This window comes from Dorea acetigenes (assembly GCF_025567385.1).
In the GTDB taxonomy this organism is placed as follows: domain Bacteria; phylum Bacillota; class Clostridia; order Lachnospirales; family Lachnospiraceae; genus Claveliimonas; species Claveliimonas acetigenes.
Map to the genome: position 1 here is coordinate 1 of NZ_JAOQJU010000031.1, position 14765 is coordinate 14765.

General features: G+C 42.8%; 7 protein-coding genes and 1 pseudogene. All 8 read left to right on the top strand.

The genetic code is table 11. From position 1 onward, the window contains the following. Window positions 1-85: 85 nt before the first annotated feature. A pseudogene (locus OCV99_RS15735) lies at window positions 86-313 on the top strand (conjugal transfer protein TraE); the annotation flags it as partial. 145 nt (window positions 314-458) lie between these two features. Beyond that, window positions 459-3260: a CD1108 family mobile element protein gene (locus OCV99_RS15740; protein ID WP_055650165.1), complete on the top strand. Its 2802-nt coding sequence runs from the start codon at window positions 459-461 to the stop codon at window positions 3258-3260. A gap of 41 nt (window positions 3261-3301) precedes the next feature. Beyond that, window positions 3302-3604, top strand: coding sequence for a DUF4315 family protein (locus tag OCV99_RS15745; RefSeq protein WP_008688068.1), 303 nt, complete (start codon window positions 3302-3304; stop codon window positions 3602-3604). Beyond that, complete coding sequence (locus OCV99_RS15750; RefSeq protein ID WP_331490774.1) at window positions 3558-4982, top strand: CD1107 family mobile element protein; 1425 nt, start codon at window positions 3558-3560, stop codon at window positions 4980-4982. The genes OCV99_RS15745 and OCV99_RS15750 overlap by 47 nt, the downstream gene beginning before the upstream one ends. A gap of 6 nt (window positions 4983-4988) precedes the next feature. Beyond that, entirely contained in the window at window positions 4989-7061 is a 2073-nt protein-coding gene (locus OCV99_RS15755; RefSeq protein WP_055650148.1) for a DNA topoisomerase 3, read from the top strand. 69 nt (window positions 7062-7130) lie between these two features. Further along, the gene (locus OCV99_RS15760) at window positions 7131-13427 is read left to right on the top strand and encodes a SpaA isopeptide-forming pilin-related protein (RefSeq protein ID WP_055650147.1); all 6297 of its coding nucleotides are present in this window, start codon (window positions 7131-7133) and stop codon (window positions 13425-13427) included. Window positions 13428-13514: 87 nt separating this feature from the next. Continuing rightward, on the top strand, window positions 13515-13655 hold the full coding sequence (locus OCV99_RS15765) for a hypothetical protein (protein WP_005344203.1): 141 nt from the start codon (window positions 13515-13517) through the stop codon (window positions 13653-13655). Window positions 13656-13661: 6 nt separating this feature from the next. Beyond that, window positions 13662-14750, top strand: a complete 1089-nt coding sequence (locus OCV99_RS15770; protein ID WP_055650146.1) for a DUF5688 family protein — start codon at window positions 13662-13664, stop codon at window positions 14748-14750. The last annotated feature ends 15 nt before the right edge of the window (window positions 14751-14765 follow it).

A 14765-nucleotide genomic window follows, 5' to 3' on the forward strand; every position in this document is an offset into this window, starting at 1 on the left:
ACGCCGTGTGCGGTGAAAGTCGCATGCACGGTGTGGAGTGGGGGAAAAGCCCGAGATGATATCAGAGGCTTACCTATCACTATAAAACTCTGATTTCATTTATATGCTCAATCAGGCTTCCGGAGACAGGCAGATTCTGGCAAAACAGCTGAATATCTCACCAACCCAGCTGTCCTATGTAACCAACAGTAATGAGGGGGAAGGACTTTTGTTCTATGGAAATGTCATTATCCCATTTGTAGACAGATTCCCGAAGAATTCCCTCTATAAAATCATGACAACCCGCTTAGAGGAGACTTCCGAAGCAGGTTAAATCAAAGGAGAAAACAATGTTACGAGCAATTTCATATGTATTAACTTTTAGTGGCGGTGCTGTTTTCGGCATCGCTTTTCTCTGCTTATTACAGGCAGGGAAAGGGTATCCGAAGAAGGAGGAGTAAGTAGTGGCAGAACAGAGAATGAAAGTCAGGGACAAGAAAGTCCAGAAGATGACCAAGGATGGGCTGGTGGAAGAAAACCTGACAGATAAATCTTCTGTTCGTGTCAGTAACCGTGTCGGTGATGTGCAGATGGGAAGAAAACAGGGGGAAAAAGAAGAAAACCTTGTGGATAAGTCTCCCCGCCAGTCTGAACGGAGTGGGAAAAATATTCGACCCTCTGTGCAAAAATCCAGGGATGCACCGGAACTGATACGGACAGAGAAGCAAAGTGAGGATTTGGGACAGAGTAGTAAACAGCAAAATAGAAAAAGAATCCGTGCTGAAGTCGGAAAAGAATCCAGACTTGCAGAAAAATCCGAAGCCGGACAGTCAGGGAGACTGAAAGAAAAACGTGCTGATCTATCAGAAAACAGAGGAGACAGCCGGAGAAATCAGACAGGTGGCAGCAAAAAGCCAAAACAAAAACAACGTTTGAAGTTTGCTTATGAGGAAACTGGTGCTTCTGTGAAAAATGACAAAGATATGGAGAAATTGAACCAGATGGATACGGATGGAGTCAATTTCCGTCATCAGAAACAGAAGGAAAAAGCCAAAAAGTTTTCTTATGAGGAAGCAAGAAAGAAAAAGGAAGCAAAGCAGCATTCCAAGAAGGCACAGGTTTATCAGGCAAATGAAGGAGAGGGTTCTGGAAAGAAGAAATCCCGCCTGAAGTTTGGGGAAGGGGAATCTGTGAAAACAGAAAAAGCTTTTGTTGTTAAGAAAGCAGGAAGTGCAACTTCCGCAGCATTGCACCGTGAGATCAGTAAAAATGAAGACGATAATGCGGCAGTAGAAGGTGCCTATAAGTTGGAAGAAGGCTGCGAAGGTATTTACCGGCTGGAACAGAGAAGTGCCAGACGAAGGAAACAGAGGGCTTCCAGAAAGAGAAGCAGACTGGAGAGACAGGCAGAGAAACAGACACAGGCGGCAGCCCGTCAGGAGCAGAAGAAGCTAAAAAAACAGATTCAGAAGCAACAGATCAAACGGGATTATGCCAAAGCAAAGCGAAGTGAACAGACCGTAGGTACAGCTACAAAAGGTACGATTGATTATATCAAGAAGATTGGCGGCAAAGTCACCAATTTCTTTAAAGAAAACCGGAAGGTGTATATCAGTGTGGCAGTTCTGATCGGATTGATGTTTCTGATTATAACGAATGTCACGTCATGCTCTGCAGTGTTTTTACAAAATGTGATCACTTACACGGGAACCAGTTATCTGTCATCGGATCAAGCAATCCGGGAAGCGGAACTGTATTATACACAGCTGGAAGCTAATCTGCAGGAGAGGATTAACAACATGGAGTCTGAAGAACCGGGACATGAGGAATACCGATATAACATCGGACCTATTGAGCATGATCCGTTTATCCTGATCAGTTATCTGTCAGCAAAGTATGAGGAGTTTACTTTTGAACAGGTCAAGCCTGAACTGGATGCATTGTTTACAGAGCAATATCATCTGACTACTGAAGCAGTCAATGAAACTGTGACAGAGACAGCAACAGTAAGAGTTGGAGAATCGTTGGGACAGGTTGTAACAAGCGGATATTGTAACTGTCCAATCTGTTGTGGTATTTGGAGTGGAGGACCGACTGCCAGTGGAGCATATCCAACAGCCAATCATACCTTAGCAGTAGATGCTTCCAATCCGTTTGTTCCAATGGGAACAAAGGTGGTCATGAATGGTGTCGAATATACGGTAGAAGATACCGGAGCTTTCGCAAGATACGGTGTACAGTTTGATGTCTATTATGACAGTCATGCGGCAGCATCCGCACATGGTCATAAGACCTGGGAATGCTATCTGGCAGAGGATAATGGAAGCCAGGAAGTGGAAGTGACCAGGACAAGAGACGTAGATGTGCTGAATGTCACCTTAAACAGTGGAAATCTGATGTCGATCTGTCAGGACAGGCTGGGATTTTTTCAGAAAGAACTGTTCAGTGCCTATAACGATACGAAAGGTAATTTACAGATGTTTGCGACACCGGTTGATTTTAACTGGTATTCCAGTGTAACAAGCTATTATGGATACCGGATTCATCCAATTTCAGGAGCAAATCAGCTTCATAATGGTATGGATATCGGAGCACCGGAGGGAACTAAAGTAATGGCAGGGCTGACCGGAACGGTTACAACTTCTGCTTATAACGACAGCTATGGCAATTATGTTGTGATCAAGGACAGTAAAGGCTATGAACTGCGGTATGCACATTTAAGCAGCCGGAGTGTATCAGAAGGTGCATCCGTCACGAAAGATGATGAAATTGGTCTTGTAGGAAATACTGGAAATTCCACAGGAAGCCATCTTCATATTGAACTTCTGAAAAATGGAGAGCGCTTAAACCCTATCTTTTATCTGGAAACTGGAGAAGGGGCAGGCTTTGGCGGCAATGAATACACCAGTGAAGCGGCACAGCGTTTGTTGAACGAAGCAGCGAGATATCTGGGAACACCGTATGTGTGGGGTGGATATTCTCCAAGTGGATTTGATTGTTCTGGATTTGTAAGTTACTGTCTGACAAACTCTGGTGTAAGGAATACAGGAAGATTGACTGCACAGGGACTGTATGATATTTGCACGCCGGTATCTCAGTCAGAAGCACAGCCGGGAGATTTGATCTTTTTTACAGGCACTTATGATGCAGGAGTTCCGGTAACGCATATTGGAATCTATGTAGGCAATGGTCAGATGATCCATTGCGGTCATCCGGTGCAGTACACGTCCATCAATTCACCATATTGGCAAAGCCATTTTTATGGATTCGGACGCTGGTAAAGAAAAAGGGCGGTGTAACAGCCGCCCGGAAAGGAGAAGAGATGAAAAGTCTTGAAAAAGCAACGGCTGACTATGAGAAAGCCAAGGAAAAAATGGAAGCATCCAAAGCCAGATATGAAGCAGACTTAAAGCGTTTCAAGGCTGCGGAGATTGCAAAAACAGAAGCGGAAAATCTGGAAATTGTAAGAATTATCCGTGCGATGGATATGAGTATTCCGGAATTGGAAGCTTTCAAAAAGAGAATGAAAAATGAACTGCCCGGCAGGGTAGAGATACAGAAGGAGGAAACAAAAGCCGATGATGAATCTGGAAAAAATGAAACAGAAGAAGAGAACAATTACTAAAAGCAGGGTAAAAAAGAGCTTGCTTGCAGCAACGACATTTCTTTGCCTGACAACACCTTTGCTCCAGACACAGACTGCTTATGCAGCTGAGAATACCGCACCTGCAATCACGATTGAGAAACCGGATGGCTGGAAACAGGGAGAAACAACCATTGCTGTTACGGTGGATGCCAGCCATATGTCGGAAGGTTTCTCAATAGCAAAGATTGAAGCAAAAGCAGGAAAAGATGGAAGCTGGCAGGATGTAACCGGAAGCGGAAGTATCACGATCACTGGAAATCAGACAGTGTATGTGCGTGTGACAGATGGTGAGGGGAAGGTCTATGAGCAGAATCGCTCTATTAAGTGTTATGACACGGAAAAGCCGACACTCTCTGCGTCCCTGACAGATGGTGTGCTGACGATTCAGGGGAATGATACAGTATCCGGGATTACTGCGGTAACAGTCAATGGCACCACTTATACAGACTTGAAGGATGGAATGCTGAGAGTGCAGCTGACACAGAAAGATTTTACTACAAAACAGATTGAGATTACGGTAACAGACGGTGCTGGAAATACTTCTGAAAAGTATGTGTTGCAGAATCCTTACTATGAATGGGCAAAGAAGCAGGCAGAGAAACAGAAAACTTCCAGTGACAGCAATGGTGCAATGGCAACTACGACCAGTGCAGATGCAACGGGAACTGAGAAAACAACGACTTCTCCGCTTCCGCAGGATGCACAGGCTTCTGAGCCGACAGATGCAAAAGGGACCGTGGATGATCGGACAGTAACAGGTATTGAGAAACAGCTTAATAAAGAAGGCGAGACGGCAGAATCCGTTACAAAAACAGCTACGGAAGGAACAAAAGAGTTTTATACCATTTCAACAAAGAGTGGTAAGATTTTCTATCTGATTATTGATAATTCAAAATCTCAGGATAATGTGTATTTCCTTACCGAAGTCAGTGAGAAAGATCTGATGAACTTCACACTTTCTAATTCAGTGACACTTCCGGAAGTAGATACTGTTTATGCAGAACCAGAGAAAAAAGCAGAGGAAGAAAAACCGGAAACGACAGAGTCATCCGAGAAAGATAAGGTAGAGGATGACATCCAGATGCCGGAAGATAAAAGTTCATTTGGAACGTATCTTTTGATCGTACTGGTTGCAGTCGGAGCTGCGGCAGGAGGATATTACTTCAAAGTCTATAAACCAAAGCATGAATATGATGACGAGGATGAGATGGAAGAGGATGAAGATGAATCCGAAGATTCAGAGTCAGAAAAACGGGAAGTAGACGATGCAGATGAGCAGGAAGAAAGTGCAGAACCGGAAATCCTGAGAGATGAAGATTTCAATGATGATGTACTGGAAGATGAAGAAGAGGAGTAGGAGTAAATGAAATTAGTGATTGCAGAAAAGCCATCGGTTGCGATGGCACTGGCTTCGGTACTGGGAGCCAGAACAAGAAAAGATGGCTACGTGGAGGGAAACGGTTATATCGTTTCCTGGTGCATAGGACATCTAGTTGGATTATGCGATGCATCGGAATACGATGAAAAATATAAAAAATGGAGATATGAAGATCTGCCGATTGTGCCGGAATGCTGGAGACACAAGGTTTTGGATGGAACAAAGAAGCAGTACGGAATCTTGAAAAAACTGATGAGAGATTCCAATGTAGATGAAGTGATCTGTGCTACTGATGCAGGACGTGAAGGAGAGTTAATCTTTCGCCTGGTGTATGAGCAGGCAGGATGCAAAAAGCCGATGAAGCGGCTCTGGATTTCATCTATGGAAGAACAGGCAATTAAAGATGGATTTGCGTCATTAAAAGACGGTTCGTGTTATGACAGTCTCTATCAGTCAGCACTTTGCAGGGCAAAGGCTGACTGGCTGGTGGGAATCAATGCGAGCCGTCTTTTTTCCGTTCTGTATAACCAGAATCTGAAAGTTGGAAGAGTACAGACACCAACACTTGCCATGATCGTGGATCGAAATCAGAAGATCAAGGAATTTACCAAAGAAAAATATTATATGGCTCATATCAAGTTTGATGATATGGATGCAGTCACGGAGCATTTTCAGAAAAAAGAGGATGCAGATAAAGTGGCTGAGGACTGCCTAGAGCGGATGTGCGAAGTGGAGAAGGATGATGTGAAAGAGAAAACGGTCCGTCCTCCGAAGCTTTATGATTTGACCACTCTGCAGAGGGAAGCAAACAGAATGTTTGGCTATACCGCTCAACAGACATTGGATGCCGTGCAAGAGATGTATGAGCAGAAACTTGTCACTTATCCGAGAACAGACAGCCAGTATCTGACAGATGAGATGGGAGAAAGCACAGAAACTCTGATTCAGATGTTACTTGGGAAAATGCCCTATGCCGAAGGGCTGGAATATCAGCCGGACGTGAGTAAGGTATTAAATTCAAAGAAAGTATCTGATCACCATGCAATTATCCCGACCGTGGAAGTAGCAAAGGCAGATATAGGTAAACTGAAAGAACGAAACTGCAAGATTTTGTATCTGATCAGTGCCAGGGTACTGACAGCAACCGCAGATCCTTATATTTATGAAAGCCATAAATGCCAGATTACCTGTAATTATCATACGTTTTATCTCTCAGCAAAGAAAACAAAGCAGGAAGGATTCAAGTCGATCGAAAATAAATTGAAACAGTTCTTTGGCGTAAAGAGTGAAAAAGAAGAGCCGGAGCTGGATATCTGGGATGGCAAGCATTACGGTCTTTGTGATTCTTTTGTATCGGAGCATTTTACACAGCCACCGAAACAGTACACAGAAGATACCCTGCTTTCTGCGATGGAACGTGCAGGGAATGAAGAACTGACCGAAGATACAGAAAAGAAAGGACTTGGCACACCGGCAACAAGGGCAGCAATCATTGAAAAACTGATTCAGTCTGGTTTTGTGAAAAGGGAAAAGAAAAATCTGGTGCCGACAGATGATGGCAATGTCCTGATTACGGTTCTGCCGGATGAGATTAAATCTCCGAAGATGACAGCAGAGTGGGAAATGGCATTGAATCACATTGCCCAGAATACAGAGACAGCAGATGAATTCCTAAATGGGATTACAGAGCTGATGCAGGAACTGGTTGCCAGATATCAGGGGATTTCAGAAGAAAAGAAAGAGCAGTTTCAGGGAAAAGCAAAAGGAGAAGTCATTGGCAAATGTCCCCGCTGTGGAGCTGATGTCAGGGAAGGAAAAGTAAACTTTTACTGTTCTGACCGGAACTGTGCTTTTGCCTTATGGAAGAATGATAAATTCCTTGCAAGCCAGGGGAAAAAGATGGATAAGGCGGCAGCAAAGAAGTTCCTGTCTAAAGGAAAAATCCATTATAAGGATCTGGTATCCAGAAAAACAGGGAGACAGTATGAAGCAACAGTGGAGATGGTTGATCCCGGCGAGGGAAATGTGCAGTTCAATCTGAGTTTCCCGCAACGATAAGCAGTGTATTGCAGGCAGTCTAAGGACTGTCTGTTTTAATACAAATATTATGAAAGAGAGGACCTTAGCATGAAGAAAAAAGGTAATTTTAGAAAAGTAGTATCTGGCTTGCTGGCAGGCATGACAATGCTTAGTACAGTGTTATCTCCGATGACTGCATATGCAGCGGAGATCCAGCCAGAGAAAAAACCTCCACTTTATGAGGAAGTGAAAGACCTTCTGGATGAAGATGAGGTGGTGACTGCCAAAGATTATGAAATCGAAACAGGCAGTGTATTTGATGTGAAATCAGACTACACAGGACTGGAAATCAAGGATGATAACAAGGTCAAAGTCACATTTGAGGAAGCAAAGAACGACAAGGATGAGGATTTTACGACAGATCATGCGGACACTTACAAAGCGGTCTATTATGTGGAACCGGTAAATCAGGAGCATCCGAAGTACCAGATCAGCCGAAAACTGATTGTGCGTGATAAAGAAACAGAAGTACAGACAGAGGCGGCAGGGAGTGAAGCAGTGACTGAGTCCGAAACAGCTGGCAGTGAACAGCAGACAGAAGAAGCGGAGGAGTCAGAATCAGACTCGGAGATTACCGATATTGACGCTGATGAATTTGATGATTTGGTAGAGCAGGCACAGAATCAGGATACCTATGATGAAGAATCAGGGTTAGAGCTTCATGATGTTTTGGAACAGGCAGGAGACGAAGGTGTGGATCTTGATGCTATGGAAGAAGGAGAGATTGCAACATTTGAAGCAGTTTCGGCTTATTCAGCAAGAAGTACACAGCAGGTAACAATCGAAAAAGGACCTCTGTATAGATATGCAGATTATAATCTTGGAACCTATCTGACAGAGCCGTACTATATCAGCTACGGAAGCGTCAGAGCAACTGCGTATTGTGTACAGCCAGCAAAACCAGGACCAGGATCTGGAAATTATACAATCACAAAGATTGGAGACAATCAGGCGTTAGCAAAAGTGTGTTACTATGGTACAGATGCCGCAGGAAGTGAAAGCTTTTTTGCGAATAAACACACGGATTTTTCAGAAGGAAAAAGATTCATCATTATTCACATGGCTGCATCATATGCCAATGGAAGCAGTGATGCATTCTATGGAACAAATGCTACAGGTGAGGCTTTGGCAAAAGAACTCTATAATTATTGTGTAAATAAGCCGGAAATACCAGATATAGCGATGTCATTTTCCAAACCGAATGTAAAAGCTTATGTAGATGGAAATATCCAGAGAACGGAGAACATTCAGTTCAACGCATCTTCCCAGCAGAAAATCACAATGGACTTACCAAAAGGAGTAAAGCTCCATAATGTATCTACTGGAAATGTAAGTGCGGCAGGTGCAAGCGTAACAATTGGAGGAGGAACCACGTTTTATCTTTCAGCGCCTCTGACACAGACAAAAGATGTAAATGCTACTTTTTCTGCAAAAATGAAGGGTAGTATTACAAAAGATTATTCAGCATATAAACTGACTACGAATGCAAGTGTTCAGGATCTGGCATTTGTATTTGGAGAAGGTGTTGCTGATGAAAAATATGTAAGCTTAAAGGTGTCCTGGATTGAACAGGCTACGATCGAAATCGTAAAGAAAGACGATACAGCGGATGTGAATCTTGCAGGTGCAGTATTCGGTGTATACAGCGATGAGGCTTGTACAAAGCTGATCACTCAGATGCCGGCAACAGATAAGAATGGAAAATCTTCTGTTACGATCATCAAGACACAGGATACTGTTTATCTGAAAGAGATCACAGCACCACAGGGATATGTAGTAAATGCAACGGCAACAAATGTAAAACTGGTAGCAAGTAAGACCTCAGCTGTAACCGTGGAAAATAAAGAACAGCTGGCAGAGCTTACCATTTACAAAGAAGGACAGGTTCTGACCGGAGCAGATGTCAGTGAAAATGGAACGGTATTTCAGTATGAAAACCGCAGACAGAAAAATGCAGTGTATAACGTGTATGCCGGGGCAGACATCGTAACAGCTTATGGCACAAAAGTGTACAGCAAAGGTGACCTTGTAAAAGAAAACCTGACAACAGGTGAGAATGGTTCTGTCACACTGAAAAACCTGCATCTTGGAACCTACGTGGTAAAAGAAACAAAAGCACCGGACTCTTTCTATAACGGCAGCGAAGAAAAGTCAGTGACTCTAACTTATGCTGGTCAGAACAAAGAAGTTGTATTTGCAGATGTGACTTTTAACAACGAGAGACAGAAAGCAGATGTTTCCGTAGTAAAACAGGATAAAGACACCAAGAAACCACTGAAAGGCGGTATTTTTGCTCTGTATGCATCCGATGATATCAGAAATGCAGACGGAACCGTTGTTGTGAAAAAAGGAACGCTGATTGAGAAAGCAACTACTGGTGCAGACGGAACTGCCAAATTCACAGCAGACCTGCCGATTGGATACTCCTATTCTGTAAAAGAAGATCAGGCACCGGAAGGCTATGTACGAAATACAGAAGATGTGTATACGTTCAAGTTTTCTTACACTAATGATAAAGAAGCAACCGTATCTTTTGCCCATACTTTCAGCAATGACCGTGTGACAGCAAAGATCAATCTTTATAAAGTGGATAAAGAGACAGGAAAAGCAGTACCGCAGGGAGATGCCACATTGAAAAGTGCAGTTTATGGACTGTATGCCCGTGAAGATATCGTGCATCCGGACGGAGCAACCGGAACTATTTATAAAGCAGGAGAACAGGTAGCTTCTCTTACAACAGATGACAAAGGACAGGCTTCTGTAAAAGGTTTATATCTTGGCAAATATTATGTCAAAGAGATCACACCGCCGACCGGATACCTGGCAGATACAGAAGAGCATGATCTTGTGTGCAGTTATGAAGGAGATATGACAGCAGAAGTAAAAAGAGAGTGCACTTCCAGTGAGCAGGTCATCAAGCAGCCATTCCAGATCATCAAAGCAGCCAATAATGGAAAGACCGATGCAGAGCTGTTATCCGGAGCCGGATTTACAGTTTATCTGAAATCTTCCCTTACAAAGAAAGCAGATGGAAGCTATGATTTTGATTCTGCCAAACCAGTAGTGAGTGGAGAAAACGGAGCAACTGAGATTTTTACAGATGAAAAAGGGTATGCCTGCAGTATTCCATTACCATTTGGAAGCTATATCGTGTGTGAAACTACAACACCGCACAATTACAAGCCAGTCGATGATTTTGAAGTGAATATCACAGAACATCATCCAAACGAGCCGCAGATCTGGCGAGTGCTTCTGGATGAAGAGTTTAAGGCAAAACTGAAAATCGTGAAAAAAGATGATGAAACAAAGAAATCCGTATTGATTGCCGGAACAGAATTTAAGGTATATGACCTGGACAACAAGAAGTATGTGGAGCAGGTAACAACTTACCCAGTGACAACTACTCACAAGTCCTATTTTACGGACAGTCAGGGATATCTGATCATGCCGAAGAATCTGAAGATCGGACATTACCGGATTGAGGAAGTCAACGCACCGGAAGGGTACACAATCAATAAGAACTATGTAGAGATTGCGGTGGATGCAAATACAGCATACCAGATGGATTCTGAGAGCGGAGATGCCATTATTACGGTAGACTACGAGAACCATCCGGTAAAAGGAAAGCTGACGATCTATAAAAAAGGTGAGATGCTGACCGGATTTAAAAAGGATTTTGTTTATGAAGAAAGATACCTGAAGGGTGCATCATTTCATGTCTATGCAGCTGAAAATATCTATACACCGGATTATCAGAAAGATGAAAACGGAAACAGACAGCTGATCTATGCAAAAGATGCACTGGTAACAACGGTAATGACCGGGGAAGACGGAAAAGCAGTTGCTGATAACCTGCCGCTTGGTTCTTACTATGTGGTAGAAAAGACTGCACCGGAAGGATTTGTCCTGAACCATGACAGATCGGATGTCTCATTTGTCTATGCGGATCAGGATACACCTGTGATCGAACAGGAAGTGATGGTTGGCGATGACCGCCAGAAAGTTGCAATCCAGGTAGAAAAACAGGATGCAGAAAATGGTGCAACCGTAGCAGGAGCTGTCTTTGGCATCTATAACACAGAAGATCTGAAGAATGAGAAAGGTGAGATCATTGTAAAGGCAGATACACTTCTGCAGGAAATGACTTCTGATAACGATGGTCTTGCAGCATGTACGCTGGATCTGCCGCTTGGACAGTATTATGTGAAAGAGTTAAAAGCACCGGCGGGATTTGTATCCTCTGATGAAGTTCTGAATCTGGATGCTTCTTACCAGGGGCAGGATGTGAAGACAGTAAAACTGAAAACAGTGAAAAAGAACCAGCCGACAACAGTTGAAATCACAAAATCTGATGTAACAACAGGTGTGGAACTGGATGGGGCAAAACTCACCGTTCTTGATAAAGAAGGAAATGTTGTGGATCAGTGGACTTCTGTAAAAGATCAGCCACATGTGATCAAACGACTGACTGTGGGTAAAGAATACACCCTTCGAGAGGAAATGGCACCGTATGGATATCTGAAAGCGACGGATGTGAAGTTCACACTGGAAGATACTGCCGAGATTCAGAAAGTAGAGATGAAAGATGAAGTTCCAACAGGACTTCTGATTATCAACAAAAATGGAGAATTTCTGGATAAAGTGACACTTTTGGACAATGTAAAAGGTACTGTGGAGCATCTCTTTGAATATGTAACTGGAAGTCTTACAGATGTAACTTTCGATGTATTTGCTGCGGAAGATATCAAAGCGGCAGATGGTGTCAGTGAAGATTATTTCAAAGCAGATGCAAAAGTAGGAACCATTACTACGGATTCCAATGGTATTGCACAGATGGGAAATCTACCGGCTGGCAAGTACTATGTGAAGGAAGTAAAAACTGCCCATGGTTATGTGCTGGACAAAGAGCCGAGATATGTTGATCTTTCCTACCGTGATCAGGACACACCAGTCATTACTTATGATGAGAAATGGCAGAATGCCCGTCAGAAAGTAAAGGTTACGGTTCTGAAGAAAGAAAAAGATACAGAACGTGTTCTTGCAGGTGGTGTCTTCGGTCTTTATACCAGTGAAGATATCAAAAATGTAAAGGGCGAGGTACTCCTTGAGAAAGACAGTCTGATTGAGCAGAGGGTAACGGATGAAAAAGGACAGATTACTTTTACGGCAGATCTTCCGGTAGATGGAAAATACTATGTGAAAGAGATCTTTGCGCCGGACGGATTTGTTACAACAGAAGAAGTACAGGAATTTACCTTTGAATATGCCGGAGAAGACCAGGCAGAAGTAAGCTACGACTTTACTTTTGAGAATCAGCCAACCACAGTGGAGCTGACCAAAACAGACCTGACAACAGGTAAAGAACTTCCAGGTGCACACCTGAAAGTGACGGATTCAGATGGCAATACAGTGGATGAATGGACTTCTACGGAAGAATCCCATGTGATCAAAGAACTGGTTGTTGGTAAGGAATACACCATGACAGAGACAAAACCGGCAGATGGATATGTCACTGCAGAAAGTATTACCTTTACAGTAGAAAATACAGCTGAGATTCAGAAAGTAGAGATGAAAGATGATGTGACAAAAGTGCAGATCAGTAAGACGGATATCACAAGAGAAACTGAGATTCCGGGTGCGAAACTGACGATTCTCGATAAGGATGATCAGGTAGTAGAGAGCTGGACTTCCACAGAGGAAGCACACTATATTGAAAAACTGCCAATCGGTAAATATACCTTACGTGAAGAGCAGGCATCGAAAGGATATCTTCTGACAGCCGATGTGACATTTGAGGTGAAAGATACCGGAGAAATCCAGAAAGTGGCTATGAAAGATGATACTGCCAAGGGAAAAGTGATTCTCAATAAGACAGATAAATCATCAGGAGAACCACTGAAAGGGGTAGAATTTGAACTTCGTGACAGCAAAGGAAAAGTTCTGGAAACCTTAAAGACAGATGCTGCCGGTCATGCAGAAAGTAAGCTGTATGAGATTGCCACATTTAAGAACGGCAAATATGATACCGCTATCAAGTATTATCTGGTGGAAACAAAGACACTGGACGGATACACACTGGATCAGACCAAGCATGAAGTGACATTTGCCTATGCAGATGACAGTACACCGGTTGTAGAAGTTACCTTTAATCTGACAAATGAGAAACCGGAAGTTCCAGAAACACCGAACACACCGGATATACCACAGTCCCATGAAGAGACAAAGGTATCAAACGCACCGAAAACAGGTGACAGTACGAATATCTGGCTGCCGATCCTGCTTCTGGTAATCTCCACAGGAGGTATGGCAGGACTTTATATCAGCAGAAAAAGAAAAAGCAAATAAGGAAATTAAAACCAACGGTTATGATTGGGAGCTTCTATGTGAGGCTCCCTTTTTCATACAAAAAAACACAGAAAGGAACAGAAAACTATGATGAAAGCAATGGAAAAAAGACAGGAAGCACGAAAAAACCAGGAGAAAACTTTAAAGAGAATGATGGCTTATCAGAAGAAAGCTGAGCAGATGGTCAGCAGAAAAAGAATGAACCATCACATGATCAGAAAGGGGTAAAAGCGTATGATGAACAGAAAAGAATTTTATGAATATGTCAAAAACAATGTAAAGGAGTATCTGCCAGAGTCTTATAAGGACGCAGAAATTAAACTGCAGGAAGTAGAAAAAAACAATGGTTTGAAGCTGACAGGTATTACGATTCCGAATGGAGATCAGAGAATCGTACCGACAGTCTATCTGGATTTCCTCTACCAGGAATATATCCATGGAAAAGATGTAGACTCTTGTGTTAGCGATGTGGCTGATATGCGTATTGAGGCACAGGGAAAAGCAGAATTTTTTGATATGGGAGTTCCAGATATTCTGGATTATGAAAAGATGAAGGACAAATTACAGATGAGAATTTGTGATAAGGAATGGAATACCGATCTTCTTGCAGATAAAGTAGTCACAGAACACGGAGATTTTGCAGCTTATTATGCAGTAAATCTGGAGGAAAATGGAGAAGGGATCAGCAGTATTCCGGTAACTGTTTCTCTGATGAACGAGTGGGGAGTATCTGCCGAACAGATTCAAGCGGATGCGATGATGGCAGACCGAAAACGTGGTGTCACACTTATGGATATGAATGAGATTATCAAATCTATGATTTTTGGTGAAGAACCAGAAAACCTGCTGAATGAAAAAATGGATATGGAAGCCATGGAAAACCCAATGTTCTGTCTGACAAACAAAGCTAAGATGAATGGAGCTTCCTTGTTACTGCAGGAAGATATTCGTAAACAGATTGGGGAATGCCTGGGAAGTGATTACTTTGTCATCCCATCTTCCGTTCATGAAGTGTTGATTCTCCCTGATAACGGAATTTTTCAGGTTCCAGAATTAAATGCGATTGTACAGGAAGTCAATGAGACACAGGTGGAAAGACAGGAACAGCTTTCTGATAAGGTTCAGTTCTGTGATAAAAAGACCGCAGTAATGGAAAATGCTGAGCGTAGGGAAGCACGTCTGGAAAAAGAAAAAGCAGCTGAAAAAGCAGAAGTAAAAGGTGGAATCCATGGAAGATTGGAGAAAGCCAAGGCAGAGATCAAGGCAAAAGAGGCAGACAAAGTGCCAAAGAATAAGTCAAAAGAGCTTGCCACAGCATTATAAAGAGAAACAACGATG

Excerpts from the sequence above, each read along its gene's own strand:
- OCV99_RS15740 (WP_055650165.1), top strand. The coding sequence starts at position 459 with ATGAAAGTCAGGGACAAGAAAGTCCAGAAGATGACCAAGGATGGGCTG.
- OCV99_RS15745 (WP_008688068.1), top strand. The coding sequence starts at position 3,302 with ATGAAAAGTCTTGAAAAAGCAACGGCTGACTATGAGAAAGCCAAGGAA.
- OCV99_RS15750 (WP_331490774.1), top strand. The coding sequence starts at position 3,558 with ATGATGAATCTGGAAAAAATGAAACAGAAGAAGAGAACAATTACTAAA.
- OCV99_RS15755 (WP_055650148.1), top strand. The coding sequence starts at position 4,989 with ATGAAATTAGTGATTGCAGAAAAGCCATCGGTTGCGATGGCACTGGCT.
- OCV99_RS15760 (WP_055650147.1), top strand. The coding sequence starts at position 7,131 with ATGAAGAAAAAAGGTAATTTTAGAAAAGTAGTATCTGGCTTGCTGGCA.
- OCV99_RS15765 (WP_005344203.1), top strand. The coding sequence starts at position 13,515 with ATGATGAAAGCAATGGAAAAAAGACAGGAAGCACGAAAAAACCAGGAG.
- OCV99_RS15770 (WP_055650146.1), top strand. The coding sequence starts at position 13,662 with ATGATGAACAGAAAAGAATTTTATGAATATGTCAAAAACAATGTAAAG.